Here is a 22,430-nt window from a genome sequence, read left to right on the forward strand (position 1 = left end):
TATAACTCCGGCGCTGAAGAGACCGCGCCTCTCTGTTAACCTGAGCAGGAAATTCATGAAACACCCGCACAAAGCCTCGCTGCCTGCCGGCATGCTGGCTGCTGCCGGTATCGTCTTTGGTGATATCGGGACCAGCCCGCTTTATACCCTGAAAGAGTGCCTGTCGATTCTGCCCGACGGCAGCGTCACACCGGCTGCCGTCATGGGCTTTTTATCGCTCATCTTCTGGGCGCTGACGCTGATTGTTACCCTGAAGTATGTCTGTTTCGTCATGCGCGCGGATGATGACGGAGAGGGAGGCATCCTGACGCTGATGGCGCTGGCGCGACGCGGCGTCAGCAGCAAAGCGGGGCACGCTGTGATGCTGGCCGGTCTCATCGGCGGCGCGTTCTTTTATGGTGACGGGGTGATCACCCCGGCGATTTCGGTGCTCTCCGCCATTGAAGGCATTGAAGTGGTTTCACCGGCGCTGGAGCGGATTGTGGTCCCGCTGGCGCTGGTTATTCTGACGCTGCTGTTTGTCATTCAGCGCCAGGGCACTGAAAAGGTCAGCCGCATATTCGGGCCGGTAATGTTTGTCTGGTTTGCCGCCATTGCGCTGCTCGGCGTACGCGGCATTTTGCTTAACCCGCAGGTGCTTCAGGCGCTGAGTCCGCACTATGCGCTCGACTTTTTGCTGAGCCACTCTGCGCTGTCGCTGGCGGCGCTCGGCATGGTGGTGCTGGCCGTTACCGGTGCCGAGGCGCTCTATGCTGACATGGGGCATCTGGGTAAAACCCCTATCCGCCTTGCCTGGCTGGTTATCGCTATGCCGGCGCTGGTGCTTAACTATTTTGGTCAGGGCGCACTGGTGATGGCGAACAGCGCCGCGATCAGTAATCCCTTTTACCTGCTGGCGCCGGCGTGGGGGCAGATCCCGCTGATTGTGCTCTCGACGCTGGCAACGGTTATCGCCGCGCAGGCGGTGATTTCGGGCGTCTATACGCTGACGCATCAGGCGATACGGCAGGGCTTTCTGCCGCCGATGCGCATTATCTTTACCTCGCATACCGAGTCAGGTCAGATCTACATTCCGGTCGTGAACTGGCTGCTGTTTACCGCCGTGATGCTGGTGGTAGTGGCCTTTCGTGAGTCGTCGGCGCTCTCCTCTGCTTACGGCATTGTCGTGACCGGTACAATGGTGATCACCGCCGGGCTGGCAGGCGTGGTGGCGCAACGCAACTGGCGCTGGCCGCTGCCGCTGGCGGGGCTGTTCCTGCTGATGATGCTGTGCATCGACGTGCCGCTGTTTATCTCAAACCTGATGAAGCTGCTGTCAGGCGGCTGGATCCCGGTGCTGCTGGCGCTGACCATGATGGCGCTGATGCTTATCTGGAGCAGCGAGCGCAACCGGCTGATCCGGCGTCTCGACAGCAGTCAGGCCAGCCTGCTGGCGCTGGTCAGCTCGCTGGAAAAAAGCCCGCCCAGCCGCGTGGAGGGCACCGCCGTGTTTCTGGCGCGTAAAGAGTTTGAGATCCCGCAGGCGCTGCTGCACAACCTTAAACATAACCGCGTGCTGCACCGTCGCGTCGTGCTGCTGCATATCCGCACCGTCGACACGCCGCGCGTGCATAACCAGCAGCGTATAACGCTGACGCCGCTTTCCGCCTCCTTCTGGCAGGTCACTGCCGCCTATGGCTGGCGTGAAACGCCGTCGATGGCTGAGATCCTGCACCTGTGCGGGCTGGAGGGCTTTGGCTGCTCGGTCAATGAAGCGTCTTTCTTTACTTCCCACGACACGCTGGTGATGAAACAGCGTCGTGGTCTGGCGCGCCTGCGCGGCGGCATTTTTCACTTTTGCCAGCGCAATGCGCTGCGCGCTCATGAACAGTTTCATATCCCGCCCAACCGCGTCATTGAACTGGGTGGTCAGCGCGAGTTTTGATCGGGTAAGTGCACCAAAACACAGCATAAACCTGTAAGCAGATGCAACCAGGTTGCTGTAAGAGTGACAAAGTTGTGGCAGAATTTTTCTTAACAACTTATTAGCAATTAAAGCTAAACCAGACGGCGCGGCAGAGTGTTTAGTCACTCTGTCGCCCGCGCTTTTTAAGCCGGGCAGAAAAATGCATAACGAACCCATACCGTGCAATTCTCTCAGGAGCAGGCCTATGAAAGCGTTAATCAATGATGTTATCTCTATTTTTACCCCGCAGGATATTCAGCCGGTGCTGGTGCGTGCCGATCTGACGCCACAGCAGATCGCTTCGCTGCGCCCCACCAGCGTAACCAGCGTGAGCTGGGCAACCTCAATGGAAGATCTGACCGATGCGGTGGTTAAAAAGACGCTGGCTGCCGGGGCGGCGGGATATCATATCAGTGATGTGGAGTCGCATGAGCCGGCGCATGACGGGCACCCGGTGCTGGCGGCGAAAGCGACGCTCTATCACACCGGTGATGAGATTGCGCTAAACGGCTAACGCTCTGCGCCTGCTGAATAACCGGCGGGCGCAATTATCCGCACTTTTATTTGCTTTAAGTTCAGCCTGTGGTTATAAAGAATAACCGCGCAACAGAAGCGGTTATCCTGCTGATATTGACATCGCCTCTCCCGCCTTATTTGCTGCTTATTTAACCTGAATATAATTATGTAACTTAATTAATCCGCGTAAATAGTTAAATAACTAAAAACAGGTTAATCTTTCCGTAACAATATTTTAATTTGCCATCCGAATTTTTAACGTTCATCTGCATTGAATAAAGAACAGGACTGGCATGAATCAGACCAAAAAAATTGTGTCCGCGCTTTCGCTGACCGCACTGCTTGTTTCTTCAGCGGTTCACGCTGAGAACGCACCAGAAAAAACCGACGTGCTGCTGATTGGCGGCGGGATCATGAGTGCCTCTCTGGGCACCTGGCTGCAGGAGCTGCAACCGGGCTGGAAACAGCTGATGGTTGAGCGTCTCGACGGCGTGGCGATGGAGTCGTCCAATGGCTGGAACAATGCCGGTACCGGTCACTCTGCTAACATGGAGCTGAACTACACGCCAGAGCGTGCAGACGGTTCAATCGACGTTAGCAAAGCGCTGGAGATCAACGAATCATTCATGATCACCCGCCAGTTCCTGACCAGCCAGGTTGAGCGCGGTGTGCTGCACGATCCGCGTTCGTTCATCAACTCTACGCCGCACATGAGCTTTGTCTGGGGTGATAAGAACGTTGAGTATCTGACTAAACGTTACGCCGCGCTGCAGAAAACCACCCTGTTCCAGGGCATGAAGTTCTCAACCGATCACAAGCAGATTGAGCAGTGGGCACCGCTGGTGATGGAAGGCCGCGATCCGGCACAGAAAGTTGCTGCGACCTGGACACCGGTCGGTACTGACGTCAACTACGGTGAAATTACCCGTCAGCTGATCGGCAGCCTGAAAAAAGATCAGAACTTCACGCTGGAAACGTCGTCTGAAGTCACTGATTTCAAACGTAACGGTGATAACTCCTGGCACGTTACCATTAAAGATGTGAAGAGCGGTAAAGATCGCAGCGTTGATGCGAAGTATGTCTTTATCGGTGCCGGCGGCGCGGCCATCAAGCTGCTGCAGAAAACCGGCATTCCGGAAGCGGATAATTACGGCGGTTTCCCGGTAGGCGGCTCATTCCTGATGACCGAAAACCCGGAGATCACCAGCCGTCACCTGCAGAAAGTGTATGGTCAGGCTTCCGTAGGTGCACCGCCAATGTCGGTTCCGCATATCGATGCGCGTAACCTCGACGGTAAAAAAGTGGTGCTGTTCGGGCCGTTCGCCACCTTCTCAACCAAATACCTGAAAAATGGTTCGCTGTTCGATCTGCTGAGCGCGACCACCACCAGCAACGTTATGCCGATGACCCACGTGGGTATCGATAACTTTGACCTGGTGAAATATCTGATTGGTCAGGTAATGCTGAACGATGACGACCGCTTTGCCGCGCTGAAAGAGTACTATCCGAACGCGCGTAAAGAGGACTGGAAACTGATCCAGGCGGGTCAGCGCGTACAGATCATCAAGAAAGATGCGGACAAAGGCGGCGTGCTGAAACTCGGTACAGAAATTGTCACCGATCAGCAGAAAACCGTTGCGGCCCTGCTGGGCGCGTCACCGGGTGCTTCAACCGCTGCGCCTATCACTCTGAACGTAATGAAATCGCTGTTCCCGCAGCAGTTTGCTTCACCGGAGTGGCAGGAAAAAATCCGTACTATCGTGCCGAGCTTTGGCCAGAAACTGAATGGCAATACCGCGCTGACGCAGCAGGTGTGGGATAACACCGCGTCTGTACTCCAGCTGACCAAACCACCTGTCATCAATATGAGCGAGCAGCAGGCCGCGCCGATGCAGGCTAAGCCGCGCGAAGAATCTGCTAAACAGGATATGGCGCTCTAATCGCGACCAGCCCTGAATCCCGAGCCGGACACTGTCCGGCTTTTTTTATGCCGGTAATCCGTTAGCGGAGCGCGCAAAATAGCTGTTGAGCAGACGCCAGAGATAGTGCGCAGCGGGCGTCATGCGGTGATCGGCGCTGTGCAGCAGCTGACACTGACTCTCGCGCGCAATGCGGTGATCGAGCGGTATCGCGACCAGCCGATCGCAATCGTGAATGCTTCTCAGCGTCTGCGGCGTCATAAACGCCACGCCCTGCCCGGCCAGCGCCAGAGAAACGGCGCTGGTAAACAGGTTACAGCTACAGGCGGGCGTAAAGATGAGTCCTTCACTCCTGAACATGGCATTCAGATAGCGCTGGAGACCAAACTGCTCATCCATGCCGATGAGCCGGTGCTCACCCAGCTGTGACAGCGTAACTTTATCCAGCGCGGCCAGCGGATGTGAGGGGGGCACGACCGCACAGATCGGACCGCGCCTGAAGCTGTTACAGCGGAGTCCGGGCGGGCCGGAGGGGCCAAAACTCACCGCCATATCCACCTCACCTTTTGCCAGCAGCGTCAGCGTGGTCTGCATATCTCCCGACTGAATATTCACAAAAACCGCCGGGTAAGCCTGAGAGAACTCGGCAATAACGTGACGGATCACTTCGTCTGCCATCCCCTGGCCCACGCGCAGCGTAACGCTGCCGCCGCGCATATGGCGCATATCCTGCAGCTGCCGCTCCAGCTGACGGCGGCGCTGACTGGTCAGCGCATAATCCTCTGCCAGCAGTTTACCCGCATCGGTCAGGACCACATTTCTGCCGCGTCGTTCCAGCAGCGGCAGCTGCAGCGCGCGCTCCAGCTGCGCCAGCTGGCGGCTGATGGCGGAAGCATTGACGCCCAGCGCATCTGCAGCGCGGCGGATCCCGCCGTGCATTCCGACCTCATACAGGTAGCTTATCGATTTTTCGGGATAGCTGGATAATGTCATACTTTCCGCTTATCTGTTGATCTGAGAGCAACAATAATAGCCAGCGCAGCTTATTTTTCTACCGTGTTTTTTCTGCGCATACTGCCTGTGCAAACCCGACAGACAGGAAAACTATAAAATGAAAGCGATTACTCTTTATCTGGAACAGCATGCCGCAGATATTCTGGCGGACATAAAAACGCTGGTGGCGGCTGAATCTCCCTCTGATGACAAATCTGCCGTTGACGCCTGCGGTGAAGTGCTGCAGCAGCTATTTCAGCAGCGTCTTAACGTGCGTGCGGAAATAACACCGCAGCAGCACTATGGTAATAACCTGAAATTTTCGCTGGGCGGACAAACGCCGCAGAGCACCATTATTGGCCATTTCGATACCGTCTGGAATAAAGGCGAGCTTACGCTGCGTGAAGAAGAGGGACGCCTGTACGGCCCCGGCATTCTCGATATGAAAGCGGGCCTGGTGCAGGCGATCTGGGCAGTACGCGCACTGCAGCAGCTTGATCTGCCAGGCTGGCAAAATGTGGTGTTTCTCTGCAACAGTGATGAGGAGCTGGGCAGCCCCGGTTCGCAGCAGTGGATTGAAACCCACGCCCGAGGCTCCGCCCAGGTATTTGTTGTCGAGCCAGCGGTAGCGGGCAGCGGCGCGCTGAAGGTCGCCCGCAAAGGCACCGGCCGCTATGACCTTACGCTGACCGGCCTGGCGGCGCACGCCGGCAACAATCCGGAAGAAGGTGCCAGCGCGGTGCAGGAGATGGCGCAGCAGATTCTGGCGCTGCACGCGCTCAACGCGCCCGAACGTGGCACTACGGTCAACGTCGGCGTTGCCAGCGGCGGCAGCCGGGCGAACGTGGTGGCGGATCGCGCGCGTCTGGAAGTGGATACGCGCGTCACCTCTGAAGAGGAGGCGGCCCGCCTGCACGCGGCAATTATGCAGCTCCAGCCGCATGACCCGCGCGTGACCCTGCATATCAGCGGTGAACAGGGGCGCCCGCCCATGCGCCAGAGCGCGGCATCACGCGCACTGTTTGCCCGCGCGGCGCACATCGGTCGTCAGCTGGGCCTGACGCTGGAAGGCGCCTCCGTGGGCGGCGGCAGCGACGGCAACTTTACCGCCGCACTCGGGCTGCCCACGCTGGATGGGCTGGGCGCCACCGGTGCCGGTATTCACGCGCGGCATGAGCATATTATTGTTGCGGAGGTGGTGCAGCGTACGGCGCTGCTGGCTGGCCTGCTGAGCGGAGAGACGCCATGACACAGATATCGCTGGAAAAACCGGACAGGGCTGTGCGCCAGCGGGAGGGCCTCAGCCCCTACCTGCTGCTGTTTATTATTCTGGCGCTGGCCGCCGTGGCGACCTGGATTATACCGGCGGGCGTCTACGATTATGAGACGCGCGACGGCATTAAGTTTGCCGTCAAAGAGAGTCTGCATGCGGTGCCGCAGAGCGGTGTGCTGCCGCTGGAGATCTTTATGGCGATCGCTGCGGGCATGGTTAAACAGGCCCCCATTATCTTTCTGATCCTGTTTACCGGAGGCGTACTGGCGGTAATCGAGAAAACCGGGGCGATAGCGACGGCTCTGCAGGCGCTGTCGCGCAGCAGCACGCTGAGTGATACGCGCATCATCATTATTTTCGCCGTGATTTTCTCGCTGCTCGGCACCACCGGCGTGGTCGTCAATGCGGTGGTCGCCTTTGTGCCGATCGGACTGCTGGTGGGGCGCTCACTCGGACTCTCCCCTATGCTTGGGGCCTCGCTGGTCTATCTGACCTGCGCCGCCGGATATAACGTCGCGATCCTGAATCCGTCCACCACCGGGCTGACGCAGCATCTGGCGCAGCTGCCGCTGTTCTCCGGCATGCTGCTGCGCGCCCTGACCTGCCTGCTGTTTGTGGTCAGCGCCGCGCTTTATCTGATCCACGCCGTGCGCCGTGCGCGTAAAAACGGTGAGTGCCGGCCCGCTATGTCTGCCGCTGCGGAGAGTATTGCTCCGGTAACCGGACGACATAAGCTGATTCTGGCGACCACGGCGCTGGCGCTGCTGCTCTTTATTGCCGGTACGGTGCGCTATCACTGGGGCACCCGTGAGATGTCAGCGATGTTTATTCTGCTGACTATTATCGTCGGACTGATGGGCCGTCTCTCAGGATCGGACATTGCCAACACCTTCCTGGCAGGCTGCGCCACGCTGGTCAAAGGGGCGTTTATCGTGGGGATGGCCGCTGCCATTTCACTCGTGCTGCAGCAGGGCAATGTCCTCGACCCGATCGTCGGATTTCTTTCCGATCTGCTGGAGCCGGTGCCCGCCTGGCTGGCAACGATTGGCATGTTTATCAGCGCCGCACTGATCCACTTTGGTATCTCATCCGGCTCGGGAGAATCGGCGCTTCTGATCCCTATTTTCTCACCGCTGGGCGATAACCTTGGCCTGACGCGTCAGGTGATGGTGCAGTCGGTACTGCTGGGTGAAGGGATCGTCAACTGTATGAGCCCGACGTCCGGCGTGCTGATGGCGGTGCTCGCCACGGCAGGCGTTTCATTCGGTCAGTGGCTGCGCTTTGTTGCCCCGGTCATCGCAATCTGGTTTGTGATCTGTGTGGTGATGCTGCTGACAGGGGTCGCTATCAACTGGGGGCCATTCTGACCCGACGCTTTTCAGGCAGCGCCGCCTGATACCAGGCGCTGCCGTATCCGGTGGCGGGGATCCGCTTATTTAGCGCGATCCTGTTTTCCCCGACGCCATATTGTTCTGGATCATCATTTATTTATTTATAAAAAGACGAACGTTAAAAATAGATATCAAGCTTCTGTGAGCCGTGACGATAGTAAATTGACGGCAGAGCACGCGTTCCGCCTCCCTCTGACCTGCATTTCATTATCTCACTAAAGGTGAATTTTATGGGCCTTGCTCACTCCCTCTCAAATATTAAAATCGGAAAGAAACTGGGAGCCGGTTTTATTATTGTGATAGCCGCCTCACTGGCAATCACTGTTATCGCATTTGATTGTTTTCGCAGCATTAAAGATAACTCAGCCCGGCGCACCGTGACGGTTGAGATGGTGAATACGCTCAGTAAAGCACGGCTGAATCGCACTCTGTATCAGTACACGAAAGATGAGCAGTTTGCCGTGCGGAACGTTGAGGCGCTGAAAGAATTTACCGCGCTTTATCAGCGTCTGGAAAGCTTTAGCTGGAACGCAGAGGGGCTGCAGAAAGTGAACCAGCTGGGTGAACTGATGCACAGCTATCAGGATCAGCGCGAAAAATTTATTGCCGCCGCTAAAGAAACCACCGCGGCCTTCAGTGCAATTACGCCTGCCGCGCTGATTAAGCTGGCACATCAGCTGGAGTCGCTGAATCGCGGCCTGACGCCAGAGACCGCGCCGCCGGTTATGCAGCTTACGGCGACCCTCTACGATACCGCTAATATTGAAGAGAACTTCCTGAAAAATCCCGGCGAAACCAGCAGAGACGCCATAGCGGATAAATTTATCACCATCACCACCCTGACCGAACTGCTCGACAGTTTTAATCAGGGGGATATCACTACCGCAACGCAGGCCGTGCTGGCCGCGGTCAATCAGCAGCGCCCCGCCCTGGCGCCCTACCTGAACGCTTTTAACAGCGAGAAAAGTGAATCCATCATCCTGACGGGCGCGGCGGAGCGGCTGAATGCGGGCGTGGCAGATATGTTCAGCTATCAGTCGCAGCTTTCTGCCTCGTTTATCAAAGGCGCTGAGTGGCGCATCGCTATCGCCGCCGCGATCTGCGTGGTGCTGAGCCTGCTGATTGCCTGGCGCATTACGCGCAGCATTACGCACCCGCTGCGTGAAACGCTCAGCGCGGCGCAGCGCATTGCCGCAGGCGATCTGACCACGTCGCTGAAAACCACCCGTGGCGATGAGCTGGGAGAGCTGATGCAGGCGGTTGACAGCATGAACCATAGCCTGCAGACGATTATCGCTAACGTGCGCAGCGGCGTCAGCAGCGTGGCGCGCGCCTCCGCAGAGATTGCCGCCGGCAATACCGATCTCTCTTCCCGCACCGAGCAACAGAGTGCTGCCGTGGTGCAGACCGCCGCGAGTATGGAACAGCTGACCTCTACGGTGAAGCAGAACGCTGAGAATGCGCATCACGCCAGCCAGCTGGCGGCCGACGCCTCCGGCAATGCTGGCCGCGGCGGCGAGATTGTTCGCGACGTGATCGCTACCATGAGCGGTATCAGTCAGAGCTCCGGTAAAATTGGTGAAATCATCAATGTCATCAACAGTATCTCGTTCCAGACCAATATCCTGGCGCTGAACGCAGCGGTTGAAGCGGCGCGGGCCGGAGAACAGGGACGCGGTTTTGCCGTGGTAGCGGGCGAAGTCAGAAACCTGGCGCAGCGCAGCTCTGTGGCGGCAAAAGAGATTGAGACGCTGATCCGCGAATCACTGGATCGCGTCAGCGACGGCTCGGCACTGGTGGATCGTGCCGGTACGACAATGAATGATATCGTGCAGTCGGTGACGCAGGTGCGCGATATTATGGGTGAGATTGCCGCCGCCTCTGATGAACAGAACCGGGGCATCTCGCAGATTGCGCAGGCGATGTCGGAGATGGATACCACCACCCAGCAGAATGCGGCTCTCGTTGAGGAGTCTTCAGCCGCAGCAAGCTCGCTGGAGTCGCAGGCGATTGAACTGGAGAAAACCGTGGCCATCTTCCGTCTTTCCGCGGAACAGGAAAATGCCGCCCGGGTTGCTCCGAAGCCCGTGCTGACGCCGTCGCCGGCTAAACCCCGGCCTGTGTCCACAGCGGACGCCAGCTGGGAAAGCTTTTAACCTGCGCCGACCAGAAAAAAGCCCGTAAGCGGATAAACCAGCTTACGGGCTGTATGTTTGCCGGCGTCAGGCTGTACGCCGGCCACCTATTATCCGATCAGAAATCGTAACCCACGGTCGCAACAATTGAGCGCTCAGCGCCCCAGTAGCAGTAGCCCGTGCCGTAGCAGGCGGCGACATATTCCCGGTCGGTGAGGTTATTGGCATTAACCTGTACATAAGCCCCTTTCAGCTGGCTGTTCCAGGCACCGAGATCGGCGCGGACCGACGCGTCAAACAGAGTGGCAGAAGGCAGGCGCCGGGTATTTTCATTATCAGCCCACTGTTTGCCGATGTAACGCACGCCGGCACCCACGCTCAGACCATAGTCAAACTGATATTTACTCCAGAGCGAAGCCATAGAGTTGGGGGTGACATAAGGCGTGTGGCCATCGTTGCCATCCACCGAATCTTTATACCGTACGTGACTGAGGGTGTAGTTAGCGATGGTGCTGAGACGCGGCGTCAGCTGGGTATGCGCCTCCAGCTCCAGCCCCTGTGAATGCACTTTACCGGCAGGCACAAAATAAGAACCCTGCACAATACGGTTGCCGACATCTTTCTGCGTAAGATCGTACACCGCTGCGGTGTAGAGATCGGAGGTCCCCGGCGGCTGATATTTCACGCCCGCTTCATACTGCTCTGCGGTAGTGGGTTTCAGCAGGTTGCCGTTCTGGCCCGAGAGCGACTGCGGCGTAATAGCCTGGCTGTAACTCACATAAGGTGAGACACCGTTGTCAAACGCATAAAGCAGCGCGGCACGACCGCCCACGTGGTCATCCTGACGCCGGTTTTTGGTTGCCTGATCGTAGTTCTCAGTCTGCGACACAATGCGGTCATAGCGGCCCGACAGGTCAAGATGCCACTTATCCCAGACCATCTCATCCTGCAGGTAGACGCCGGTCTGATAGTAGTAGCGCTGCGAGCGCTCGAAGGTATACACGTCGTTGGCACCCACGGAGGCCCCGGTCCGCGCATTCAGCTGACTGGCGTTGCCGCTTGCGTCATGCAGGTCGTTTTTATACTGGTGATATTCCGCGCCCAGCACCACTTTATGGTCGACTGCGCCGGTGGCAAAATCTGCTTCCAGCTGATTATCGATCGCGTACGCTTTCAGCGATGAGCGCGAGCCGGAGTAGTAGCGGTTCAGCAGATCTGAACTGTTCCCTGTCCAGCCGATTTGATACACCTGATCAAGATCGACGTTTGAGTGAGAGTAGCTGGCATTAGAGCGGAACGCCCAGGTGTCATTAAAGCGGTGCGCAAATTCGGCGCTGTAGATCTGCTCGCGGCGTTTGAACTGGTCGAGTGAACTCTGGCCGTCGTAGAAGCCATTGCTCAGCTTATAGCCGTTGTGTTCGGTGATGCTGCCCTCACCCGGTACCGCGCTGTGGTAGCCGCCTGAGGGATCTTTCTGCAGATAGGCGCGCAGCAGCAGCGAGGTATCTTCCGACGGCTGCCAGAGCAGCGAGGGTGAAATCGCATATTTCTCCTCCCGCGTGTGTTCGTACTGGGTGTCGCTGTTGCGGGTAATACCGGTCAGGCGGAACGCCAGCTGATCGTTCAGCGCATCGGTGTAGTCAAAGGCGGCTGAAGTGGTGTTGTTGTTACCCGCCGAGAGACGGAAATGCCCCTCCTGCCGAAACTGCGGACGTTTTGACGTCTCCATCACCAGCCCGCCCGGCACCGTCTGACCATAAAGCGCAGATGAAGGGCCTTTAATCACATCGATACGCTCAAGGAACCAGGGATCAACCTGCAGCACGTTATAGCTGCCGGGATCGCTCATCAGCCGCAGGCCATCCAGGAAGACATTATCGACATCGCCACCGTGGAAACCGCGCAGTGATACCGTATCGTAACGCGACGCCGCACCGGCGAAGTTTGTAAAGGCGCCTGCGGTATAATTCAGCGCCTGATTTACGCTCATCGCGCCCTGATCTTCCATCTGCTGACGCGTCACCACTGAAACGGCCTGACCGGTAGTGATCAGCGGGCGATCGGTTTTAGTCGCGCCCTGGCTGGTTTTCGCCGTATAGCCGGTGGTGGGAGTCGTAGCCGTTTCAGCCGGCTGCGCGGTGACAACCAGAGTCTCAGCTGCATACAGCAGCGGTGATGCAGATAATGCGACGGAGCAGAACAGAACAGAACGCTTCAGAGTAAAAGGCACTCGCATGGTTAATTCCCTTAAAAACACGCAGTTCTCTCCGGTGCAGCCGGAGAGCCGATGGATGCCAGAGGCAATGGTAATGCTAATATTAATGAGAATTATTATCTTTTTGATAGTGGCATTTCAAGATGTGTCTGCAGTTAAATTTTCTGCCGGAAACAGGTTAAAAAGTGGGGGAATGGCTGAAAAGCGAGCCGCAGCTCGCTTTAGATAAATGCGTCAGGCCTGCTGCAGCGCGGGCTGCCGCCGCCGGTTTTCACGCAGAAATGCGCGGATCAGCCCCAGCCAGAGCAATCCGCAGGCCAGATTAATCAGGCTAAAGCCGGTACTGTAAAAGCTGAAATAGGCGTATTTTGCCGCTTCAATGCCGAGTGCAAAAATCAGAATTGTTACCATACCCACCATCGCTGCCACGCTGCCCTTGCCCGCCTGGCTGGAAAAAAGCGTCATACGATAGAGTCCGGCATTAACCAGTCCGGTGCCGAAACCGTAAAGGCTGAGGCCGGCGGTCAGCCACAGATAGCTGTGCCGATCGGCTATGGTCGCGACTGCCGCCAGCGCAAGACCGGCTACCACCGGCCAGGCTCCCAGCTGCAGCGGTCGCTGGATCGGCAGCCGGCTGCTGAGGCGCCCCAGCGTCAGGTTACCGGCGATCATCGCCAGAAACACCGGCAGCTGCAGCAGCGCATACTCCATACGGCTCAGGCCGGCATCGTGCATCAGAATAACCGGCGACAGCGCTACCCAGGCGAGGCAGGGAATGGTCACCAGGCCGATTGCCAGCGAGCCGCGCATAACCTGGCGATCGCGCAGCAGCTGCCAGTAACCCCTGCCCAGCGCGCCGGGTGAGATCGAGCGCGTACGATCCCCTGCGGTTTCCGGCATAGTGCACCACAGGCCCAGCAGGGCCAGCGCCGTCACGCCGCCGAAGAGCCAGAACAGGGTGCGCCAGTCGCTGATAGTCAGAAAAGCGGCCCCGGCCAGCGGCCCGGCCAGCGGAGCCAGCAGCGCGACGTTTGCCATCAGCGCCATGATCTTCACGCTCAGCGCTTCACTGAACGCCTCCTGAATAGCGGCGTAGCCTACAGAGCCGATAAAGCACAGGCTGACTCCCTGCAGAAAGCGCAGCAGTACGAACTGCTCAATGCTCTGCACCCAGTGAGTGGCAATGCAGGTCAGCATAAAAAAAGCGACGCCGCTAAGCAGCACCGGACGCCGCCCGATGCGATCGGAAAGCGGCCCCAGCAGCCACTGCAGCATCATACCGCCGATCAGATAGGCGGTTAGCGAAGCGGAAACCCACTCAGGTCCGGCACCAAACTCCTCAGTGACCAGCAGCATGCCGGGCTGGATCATGTCATGCGCGATATAGGTGGCGAATTCAAACAGTACCAGCGAGAGCGGAAAAATTATGCGGCGGCGCGTGAGCTGCGACACCGGTTCATACAGGGCCATTACCGATCCTTACCCGTTGCAGAATGATAAAAAACGCGGTTGCCGGAGCAACCGCGTCACAGATGTCAGCCAGCGAACGCCTTATCAGCGCCAGCGGGCAATCGGGTTATCCAGCGTACCGGCAAACTTGAGATTTTCCGCCGGGTCGGTGAGGTTAATCATCTGCTGATTATTCGCCAGCTGCAGCCGGTTAAGGCAGGAGCGGGTAAACGCCGGGGTAAACATATCAAAGCGTGCAAATTTAGCTGCCAGCTGCGGATGCGCCTGCTGATACTCTTTCACGCACTGCGCTACCGCCTGCCAGAACTGATCCTGCGACAGCGTACCGGCGTCGTGCAGAATGGCGCTGATAAAGCGGAAAATGCAGTCGAATACGTCGGTAAAAATCGACAGTAACTTGAGATCGTCCGGCACATCCACTGCCAGTCGGCTCACTTTTTCCGGCAGCTGCGCGTCCGGATCCATGACGGCAATCTCTTCACCAATATCTTTCATGTAGGCGCTGACCGGCACATTGTTCTCCAGCAGCACGATCAGGTTTTCGCCGTGGGGCATAAACACTAAATCGTGCTGGTAGAAGCAGTGCAGCAGCGGGCTGAGATAGCAGTTCAGATAGCGCGCCACCCACTCTTTTGCCGGCAGGCCTGAGTCAGCGATCAGCGCTGGTAACAGCGCCTGCTGGTGGTGATCAACATGCAGGAGTGCGGCCATCGTCATCAGGCGCTGACCCGGCTGCAGGCGGGCTGCCGGATTATCCCGCCACAGCGCAGCAAACATCTTTTTATAGGCGGAATCGCCGCTGATGGCCTGCTCGTAGTAACGGTTGTGATAGCCCACCGCCGCAACCTCCCGCAAAATACGGAAATCACAGCGCTGCAGCCACGCATCCCTGCTGACCAGCTGTTCCAGCCACTCGTTAATCGCGGGCGTGGTCGCCATATAATAGGGTGAGAGACCGCGCATAAAGCCCATGTTAAGCACCGACAGCGCGGTTTTGACGTAGCGCTTCGCGGGCTGACTGCGGTTAAAGAAGGTGCGGATCGATTGCTGCGCCTGATAGCGATCGTCGCCCTCGCCGAGCCAGACGATATCCTGCTGAGCAATATCGGCCGCGAATACCGTCAGCAGTTTGTTTTGCCACTGCCACGGATGCACCGGCATCAGGATATACTCATCCGCATTCAGCCCGCGCGCGCTCAGCTGCTCTGTAAACCGCGCCAGAGTCTCCGCGCCCAGCTCATCACGCATCAGCTGCTCATAACTCAGCGTACTCAGACTGGAAAAATGGGCGTTGCGCTGATGTACCGCAACCCAGATAAGCTGGACCGGTGCGGCGGCCTCTGGCGCAAAAGCGAGATAATCGCGGGCGTCAAAACCAATGCGGCCATTATTGGCGACAAAACAGGGGTGCCCCTCGGTCATTGCCGCCTCAATGGTCTGGAAATCAGCGTGCACCAGAGCCTGCGCATCCGGATTCTGCTTCTGCAGCTTATAGACGCTGCTGCTGAGCGTGCTGCTGATCTCTTCCATATAGGTTGCCAGCAGCGCCTGCGGAATGCCGATTTGCTGATTAAACTCCACGATAAACTGCAGCGCATCCAGCGTCAGCGGCCGGCCATTTTCCTGCTTCAGCAGTGACGCGGCGTCGATATTCCAGTGGTCCAGCGCCAGACGTTCTGCGCGGAACTGATAATGTGCTTCGCCGCCCGGTACGGCCAGCGTATAGCAGCCTGCGCCGTTTTCAACGGGCGTAACCAGCTTTTCGTGGGCAAACTCGCTTATCGCTTTGCGGATCAGCATCCGGTTTGCCTGTGCCCAGTTATCGCCCGTAAGGTGGGATCCTGTCAGCAGCGCAGAGGGTGTGTTCATGGTCAAAATATCCTGCTCCAGAGCCTGTTGATAATCTTCCCGCTGGCAAAACGCCAGCCAGGCGGTTTTATGCCCGAGATCGAGCGTGTGCTGATAGCGAAAGCCGGCCCGATTATTCAGCCGGTGAATTTTCTCATTGCGTACGTCAGGCTCCACCACCACGCGTCCGACCTGCGGCAGACTGAACAGGTATCCCATGGCAACGGTAAAGACCTGCCAGCTGAACTGCGGAATGGGTGTGCTGGCGGGCGCAATCAGAATATGCATCCCGTAATCATCGGGCGCGGCCGGATAGAACCGTCCGATTTCATCCTCGCTGGCGCGGTAGCACTCCATCAGAAACACCGGCTGCCCTTCACAGCAGCCAATCAGGGCGGCGTGGGGATTATTTGCGGTCAGCCCGTGATAAAAAGCGGCGACCTGCTCCAGGGTGTCGTTCTGCATGCCCCAGAAGCGGGCGTAGTCGCGCGTTACCCAGCTGTGGATCAGTGCGGCATCGGCGGCCTGCATCGGGCGCAGGCTAAAGGTGCCTGCCGGTCGCTGAACGCGGTAAATCATCTCTGTGCTCATGTCAGCGCTCCGTCTGTGCCGGGAAAGTCTGAAACGCGATCTGCCGCTCTACCGGATAAACTTCGCGTCCGGTAATTTCGCGTAAAATAACGGAGTTGCGATAGCAGGCCATGCCGAGATCCGGCGTCACAAAACCGTGCGTATGCAGCTCTGCGTTTTGCACAAAGATTTGATTGTGATGATCGATGCTGTAATTACGCTGCACATCGTAGCGCCCCTGCTCGTCCCAGCGCAGCCGCTGACTGATGCCTTCGATAAACATCGGCGGACGGTAGTGATAGCCGGTTGCCATCACCAGCCCTTCGGTACGACGGGTAAAGGCGCACTCCTGCTCCTGCTGCCAGAGCGAGAGTTCAAACTCCCCTGCCGGCAGCCAGCGCAGATCGGTCAGCGCTGAGTGTGTGAAGAGATTGACGTCGAGCGGGCCGTCGAGCTGTTTGACGTACATCAGATCATAAATATCGTTGATCAGGCTGCTGTTGATACCTTTATAGAGATTCTTGTGGTCTGCATTCAGCCGGTCGCGCTTCGCCGGCGGCAGCGCATGAAAATAGTCCACCCACTCCGGTGAGGTCATCTCCAGCGTCAGCTTGGTGTACTCCAGCGGATAGAAGCGCGGCGCACGGGTGATCCAGTTCAGCTGATAGTCAAACCGGTCGATATCGCTGAGCAGGTCATAGTAAATTTCAGCCGCGCTCTGACCGCTGCCCAGCACGGTGACAGACCGCTTCTGCTGCAGCTCTGCTTTGTTTTTCAGATAGTCGCTGGAGTGCGTAATACGCTGACGATGCGGCTGACTGCACTCCGGGAGCCAGGCCACCGGACCGGTGCCGAGGATCAGATGACGCGTCAGCCACTCTTCGGTCGCGCCGCTCTGATAATTCACCGCCTGAACGCGATAAACCGCCCGCTCCGCATCATAACTTACGTACTCAACGTGACGGTTCCAGCGCAGGTTACTGAGGCGCTCGCAGGCCCACTGGCAATACTGGTTATACTCTTTACGCATCAGGAAAAAATCTTCCCGGATGTAGAATGAGTAGAGTTTTCCTTTCTCTTTCATGTAATTCAGCAGGCTGTAAGGGCTGGTGGGGTCAGCCAGCGTCACCAGGTCGGCCATAAATGGCGTCTGCAGGTGTGCGCTTTCCAGCATCATGCCGGTGTGCCAGTCAAAACCCGCATTCTGATCGAGAAATATGCCGTTGAGTCCCTCTACCGGTTCGCTGAGACAGGCCAGTCCAAGGTTGAACGGGCCGATACCGATGCCTATAAAATCGTAAACGGTGTTATTCATAACAGAGTTCTCACTGATTTGCCGCGTGGAGCGCGGTCGTGCGCAGCTGTTCGCGCCCGTAATGCGCAACCAGGTTAATCACCTCTTCCAGATCTGCCGCGGTGGTGGCAGGATTTAACAGGGTGAATTTCAGATACTGCCGGCCGTCGACTTTCGTGCCTGCCACAATTGCATTGCCGGAACGGAACAGCGCTTTACGGATCGCAGCGTTGATATCGTCGAGCTGCGGGCCGCTGAGCGACTGGCGCGGCACAAAGCGGAAGATTTGCGTGGTGAGTTCTGGTGCGTGCAGCACCTCGATTGCCGGATGCGCGCGCAGCAGCTGATGCGCACGCTGTGCAAGGTCAATCAGCGAGTCAAACGCTTCACCCAGCGCGGCCGGGCCCATGACGCGCAGCGTCAGCCACATCTTCAGTGCATCAAAGCGACGCGTGGTCTGAATACTTTTGTTGACCAGGTTTGGCGTCCCTTCCTGCTGCGCGCTCAGTGGATTGAGGTAGTCAGCATGGTGCGTAACATGTTTCAGATGGTCTTTGTTACGTACAAAGAACGCCCCGCAGCTTACCGTCTGGAAGAACGATTTGTGGTAATCAACGGTGACTGAGTCTGCCTGTTCAATACCGCGCAGACGCTGGCGGTGCTGTTCTGAAACCAGCAGACCACAGCCATAGGCGGCATCAACGTGCATCCATAATCCATTGCGCTGACACAGCGCGGCGATCTTTTCCAGCGGATCGATGCTGCCAAAATCGGTAGTGCCGCTGGTTGCTACCACCGCAATCGGGATCAGCCCCTCTTCGCGGCAGCGCTGGATTTCGTGCTCCAGCATACCCGCATCCATACGGTAATCGGCATCATGGTCAACCGGCACAACGGCATCGTAGCCCAGGCCGAGGATCGCCATCGATTTCTGGATACTGAAATGACTCAATTTAGACGTGAATACGCGCCACTTACCGGCGGTTTCAGGCAGGCCGCGATATTTGATCAGATGCCCCGGATGATGCGCCTCGCACCAGCTGTCGCGAGCCAGCAGCATCGCCATCAGGTTTGACTGCGTACCGCCACTGGTAAAAATACCGTCCGCGGCGGCGGGCAGGCCGATACGCGCCAGCGTCCAGTCGATAACTTTTTGCTCAATCAGCGTGCCGCCAGCGCTCTGGTCCCAGGTATCAACAGAGCTGTTCACTGCGGCCATCACCTGCTCTGCCATCAGCGACGGCAGGACGACCGGGCAATTAAGGTGTGCAACATATTTGGGGTGGTGAAACCAGACCGCATCGCGCAGATAAAGCTGAGACAGCTCGGCCAGTGCAGCTTCGTTATTGCCCAGTGGAGAATTAAGATCCACACTGCGGAACTCGTTTGCCAGCTCGTGCGGCAGAATACCGCTAAACGGCTTTTCTACGCCCTGCACCGTCTGGGTCAGTAGCTTAAGCACCTCCTGCGTCTGTCCGGCCCAGGCATCAAGCTGACGATCGTTAAAAAGCCAGCTCTCCGGCGCGCCTGACTGCGGCTCAGAGGTTACGATTGGTAATGATTGCGCAGATGAACGTGTAAACATAATCCTTTCCTGTTACTAAAAATCTTTAAATCCTGCTGACAAATAAGACAACAGGTGTCATAGGCTCTGTTGCTTCTGCAAAAATCTAAAAAACAATAACTTATAAATATCATTAACATACGCCATCAGTTGGCATACGTGGGCAGACCTGTATAAGTCGGCCTTAAAATTTGAATGAGATTATAAATGATAATTATTATCATTCAATAGGGTAATTTCAGTAAATTTTACATCAGCGTTTCTGAAGGATGGATTTGTGATCTTTGTCACAATTCCGTTTGAGGCGTATAAAAATACCTCTTTCACTATGTGGTTTTCCGCCTCCCGGATGATGACCGGGAGGTAAAACGTGGTGCAGGGCTTATCTGGCGGAGGCATTAAAGAGGATGTAATATAAGTGTTGCTAAACCGGAACAGGTGTGGCTTAATAGCGTCATCGGTTTGGAATACAGACCTTATGAAGCAGTTTTAGTAAAGCAGTCCTCAGTTCAAGTGTTATCCACAGATACCCCTTCTTCATGAGCCTCCTCCTAAGTGCCCAATAAGTAACGCTCTGATACAGGCCACCATCGCCATAGTTTATGGCTCATCAATTAAGGAAGTATCTATGTCTAACAAAATGACTGGTTTAGTAAAATGGTTCAACGCAGATAAAGGTTTCGGCTTTATCACTCCTGAAGATGGCAGCAAAGACGTGTTCGTACACTTCTCTGCAATCCAGAGTGACAGCTTCAAAACCCTGGACGAAGGCCAGAAGGTCTCTTTCACCATCGAGAATGGTGCTAAAGGTCCAGCTGCTGCTAACGTTACCGCACTGTAAGCTGCGCTGACGATCGGCAGCGCTTACGATAGCGATGAAGACAGTAGTCTGAGCAGTTAAATGCTGCTGATAAAAAAACCCGCCTTGTGCGGGTTTTTTTGTGCGCGCGTAACCGGGCTAAAAAGAGCCCGACACCCGGCTGGGCGTATCGGGTTGGCACAAGCGCCAGTGAAATTCGCGACTTAGAAAAGTACGCAAACGCACTATAACACAGGTTTCCCGCCGTCTCATTTTACTGACCTGTAAATGTGTGTGGCAGCGCTGCTACTTCTTCTTGCTGATAAGCGATTTCAGATCGGCAAACGGGTTATATGTCGCGGCACCCACTTCATCCTGCGCATCCTCTCCCGCCACCACTCGCGTACCGTACTGATCGGCTTCGGTATATTTTGAATGTTCATGATCGTGGCAGTAGAGACAAAGCAGCTCCCAGTTGCTGCCATCTTCCGGATTGTTGGTATGATCGTGATCGATATGGTGTACCGTCAGCTCGCGCAGGTTTGAGTAAACGAACTCCCGCGCACAGCGCCCGCACACCCACGGATAAATTTTAAGTGCTTTCTCACGGTAGCCGCTCTCCAGCCGCGAGTAGTTTTTCGGAATAACTGCCATTAACGTATGCCTGTACTTAGCGTGATTATTTCAACGATCAGCAGGCTAGCCCGATTGTACGTTGATAGCAAGCAGCACGTTTTTTTAATGAACCGCCAAGTTAAAAAGACGCCTTAGCGGGCAATAAAACATGACTCAGATCTATATTTAAAATTTATTTTCTCTATGGCATTATATATACCAGCAATCATTGCTGTAACGTATTACTGCCTGCGGCTTTGTGCTGACTGGCATATTTTATCTGTGGAGAAAACCTGGTGAAACCGGTTGATGTACAACCTATTAACGACATTAATCAGGCGATAGGGCGCGCCGTGACTACCCTTATTGCAGCGGGCGTGCCCGTTGAAAAATATGCCATTCTGGCGGAGTTACAAGAGTCTGAAGCGCAGGCTATTGATGGCGTTAAGAAAATTTATGGTGAAGCCATTCAATTTATATCAGTCCAGATGAGTTAATAGTTTATCTACGGATATCTTACCTGCGCTAAATAAGCGCAGCGGTAAAATTATCGCTGCGCTTATTTGCTGTCCCACCCGTTTTTTTATTTAATCAGCAGATGTCCGAAACGCAATCGCGTTTATAATGCATTCCTGCCACGTTATAAAGACGACCGTTGTATCGCATTAGTCGGGCTACCCTGACCAGAGGCAGCATGCCACTCTGTGACCAGCTGCCGGATGAGTTCCGCCGCCGGCAGTTCGCGTACCAGTGCTGCTCCCTCTCCCGCCCAGTATGCCCCAAACCCCGCCTCGCCCTGCGCCAGCGCAGCCTTAGCCAGCGCCTTACCCAGTGAATAAGCCAGCGGATAAGCAGGGATCTCGGTGCGGGGGATATCGCGCGTAATAGTGCAGAATGCGTTGCGCAGCGCGCGCGCTTCACGACCGGAAATTGCCGCAGTCATGGTAGTACCCGTTACAGCGGCATGCCGGAGCGCCTGACGCCAGGCGGGTGCAGTAGCGGATTCAGGGCAGAGAAGAAAAGCGGTACCGGCCTGTACGCCGCTGGCACCCAGAGCCTGCATTGCTGCGATTGCTGCACCGTTCATGATCCCGCCTGCGGCAATCACCGGCAGCGTAACCCGCGCACAGATGGCCTGTACCAGCGTCAGCGTGGAGAGCTGATGATCCTCCTCATCGACGGCAAAACTGCCGCGATGGCCACCTGCTTCATAGCCCTGCGCCACAATCATATCCACTCCCTGCTGCGCGATCGCTTCCGCTTCCGCCACGCTGGTGGCTGTTGCCAGGGTCACTATCCGGCAGGCTTTCAGCCGTCGCAGAGTATCCGCCGGTGGCAAACCAAAATGAAAACTCACGACCGCCGGACGCGTTTCCTCAATGACCTGCAGCACCGCTTCATGACCGCAAAAAGTGGGATATATCTCCTCCAGATTCACGGGAACCTGAGCGCCAAGAGCAGCAAAACGATCGGCGAAACGTGCTATCCACGCCTTTTCGACTGCGTCGTTGCGCAGGCCGGGCGGATGGCAAAACAGATTGACGTTAAAAGGCTGCCGGGTAAGCGCCTGAGTCTGCCGTATAAGGCGTGCAGCCTCTTCCGCAGAGAAGGCGCCCAGTCCCAGCGAGCCAAGCGCACCGGCATTGCTGACTGCAGCAGCCAGTTCCGGAGTTGAAACGCCTGCCATCGGGGCCTGGATAATCGGATAGCGCAGATTTAATTCTTTACACAGGGATGTCGTCATCACAAAGCTCTCCGTCAGTAGCTGCCATTCTGCTTATCCGCTCTCTGTAGCAGATATAACCTATATTTTATTTACATCTTTAACAAGCAGCCTGATCCACTCTGCTGCAGCGACATATTTCCTGACAGCGCAGCACCCG

At 56.5% G+C, this 22,430-nt stretch carries 16 protein-coding genes; 8 read left to right on the forward strand and 8 right to left on the reverse strand.

Annotated features, from left to right (window positions below; all coding sequences use genetic code 11):
• The first annotated feature begins 55 nt into the window (after window positions 1-55).
• From kup to mqo, 3 genes are all read left to right on the forward strand, one after another.
• Window positions 56-1,924: a low affinity potassium transporter Kup gene (kup, locus tag DBY66_RS04055; RefSeq protein WP_108569849.1), complete on the forward strand. Its 1,869-nt coding sequence runs from the start codon at window positions 56-58 to the stop codon at window positions 1,922-1,924.
• 226 nt (window positions 1,925-2,150) lie between these two features.
• Window positions 2,151-2,459: a DUF1471 domain-containing protein gene (locus tag DBY66_RS04060; RefSeq protein ID WP_040113505.1), complete on the forward strand. Its 309-nt coding sequence runs from the start codon at window positions 2,151-2,153 to the stop codon at window positions 2,457-2,459.
• A 295-nt stretch (window positions 2,460-2,754) separates the two neighbouring features.
• On the forward strand, window positions 2,755-4,401 hold the full coding sequence (mqo, locus tag DBY66_RS04065; protein WP_040113506.1) for a malate dehydrogenase (quinone): 1,647 nt from the start codon (window positions 2,755-2,757) through the stop codon (window positions 4,399-4,401).
• Between the two features lie 45 nt (window positions 4,402-4,446).
• Here mqo and DBY66_RS04070 read toward each other — a convergent pair whose 3' ends face one another.
• A complete protein-coding gene (locus DBY66_RS04070) occupies window positions 4,447-5,373 on the reverse strand; it encodes a LysR family transcriptional regulator (RefSeq protein ID WP_108569848.1) in 927 nt (308 codons plus the stop codon).
• 118 nt (window positions 5,374-5,491) lie between these two features.
• Here DBY66_RS04070 and DBY66_RS04075 point away from each other — a divergent pair, with 118 nt between their 5' ends.
• From DBY66_RS04075 to DBY66_RS04085, 3 genes are all read left to right on the forward strand, one after another.
• Window positions 5,492-6,622: a M20 family metallopeptidase gene (locus DBY66_RS04075; protein WP_071668348.1), complete on the forward strand. Its 1,131-nt coding sequence runs from the start codon at window positions 5,492-5,494 to the stop codon at window positions 6,620-6,622.
• Entirely contained in the window at window positions 6,619-8,013 is a 1,395-nt protein-coding gene (locus DBY66_RS04080; protein ID WP_108569847.1) for a Na+/H+ antiporter NhaC family protein, read from the forward strand. The genes DBY66_RS04075 and DBY66_RS04080 overlap by 4 nt, the downstream gene beginning before the upstream one ends.
• 254 nt (window positions 8,014-8,267) lie before the next feature.
• A complete protein-coding gene (locus DBY66_RS04085) occupies window positions 8,268-10,193 on the forward strand; it encodes a methyl-accepting chemotaxis protein (RefSeq protein WP_108569846.1) in 1,926 nt (641 codons plus the stop codon).
• Between the two features lie 97 nt (window positions 10,194-10,290).
• Here DBY66_RS04085 and DBY66_RS04090 read toward each other — a convergent pair whose 3' ends face one another.
• The 5 genes from DBY66_RS04090 to DBY66_RS04115 form a co-directional block, all read right to left on the reverse strand.
• The gene (locus DBY66_RS04090) at window positions 10,291-12,408 is read right to left on the reverse strand and encodes a TonB-dependent siderophore receptor (RefSeq protein ID WP_040113511.1); all 2,118 of its coding nucleotides are present in this window, start codon (window positions 12,406-12,408) and stop codon (window positions 10,291-10,293) included.
• Between the two features lie 213 nt (window positions 12,409-12,621).
• Window positions 12,622-13,857: an MFS transporter gene (locus DBY66_RS04100; RefSeq protein WP_094111609.1), complete on the reverse strand. Its 1,236-nt coding sequence runs from the start codon at window positions 13,855-13,857 to the stop codon at window positions 12,622-12,624.
• A gap of 84 nt (window positions 13,858-13,941) precedes the next feature.
• Window positions 13,942-16,296: a GNAT family N-acetyltransferase gene (locus tag DBY66_RS04105; protein ID WP_108569845.1), complete on the reverse strand. Its 2,355-nt coding sequence runs from the start codon at window positions 16,294-16,296 to the stop codon at window positions 13,942-13,944.
• A gap of 1 nt (window position 16,297) precedes the next feature.
• Window positions 16,298-17,590: a lysine N(6)-hydroxylase/L-ornithine N(5)-oxygenase family protein gene (locus DBY66_RS04110; RefSeq protein WP_108569844.1), complete on the reverse strand. Its 1,293-nt coding sequence runs from the start codon at window positions 17,588-17,590 to the stop codon at window positions 16,298-16,300.
• A gap of 10 nt (window positions 17,591-17,600) precedes the next feature.
• The gene (locus DBY66_RS04115; RefSeq protein WP_108569843.1) at window positions 17,601-19,154 is read right to left on the reverse strand and encodes an aspartate aminotransferase family protein; all 1,554 of its coding nucleotides are present in this window, start codon (window positions 19,152-19,154) and stop codon (window positions 17,601-17,603) included.
• Window positions 19,155-19,761: 607 nt separating this feature from the next.
• Between DBY66_RS04115 and cspA the strand changes: the two genes are divergently transcribed.
• Window positions 19,762-19,974 carry an RNA chaperone/antiterminator CspA gene (gene cspA, locus DBY66_RS04120; RefSeq protein WP_071668354.1) on the forward strand — a complete coding sequence of 71 codons (213 nt, stop codon included), beginning with the start codon at window positions 19,762-19,764 and terminating at the stop codon, window positions 19,972-19,974.
• Window positions 19,975-20,238: 264 nt separating this feature from the next.
• Here the strand turns inward: cspA and yajD are convergent, their stop codons facing one another.
• On the reverse strand, window positions 20,239-20,586 hold the full coding sequence (gene yajD, locus DBY66_RS04125; protein WP_065647414.1) for an HNH nuclease YajD: 348 nt from the start codon (window positions 20,584-20,586) through the stop codon (window positions 20,239-20,241).
• 257 nt (window positions 20,587-20,843) lie between these two features.
• Between yajD and DBY66_RS04130 the strand changes: the two genes are divergently transcribed.
• Window positions 20,844-21,044 carry a hypothetical protein gene (locus DBY66_RS04130; RefSeq protein ID WP_094111613.1) on the forward strand — a complete coding sequence of 67 codons (201 nt, stop codon included), beginning with the start codon at window positions 20,844-20,846 and terminating at the stop codon, window positions 21,042-21,044.
• 143 nt (window positions 21,045-21,187) lie between these two features.
• On the opposite strand, the gene DBY66_RS04135 is transcribed toward DBY66_RS04130, so the two are convergent.
• The gene (locus DBY66_RS04135) at window positions 21,188-22,309 is read right to left on the reverse strand and encodes a nitronate monooxygenase (RefSeq protein WP_349254538.1); all 1,122 of its coding nucleotides are present in this window, start codon (window positions 22,307-22,309) and stop codon (window positions 21,188-21,190) included.
• Window positions 22,310-22,430: the final 121 nt, after the last annotated feature.

The sequence above is a fragment of the Pantoea sp. RIT413 genome (assembly GCF_003057675.2).
In the GTDB taxonomy this organism is placed as follows: domain Bacteria; phylum Pseudomonadota; class Gammaproteobacteria; order Enterobacterales; family Enterobacteriaceae; genus Pantoea; species Pantoea eucrina.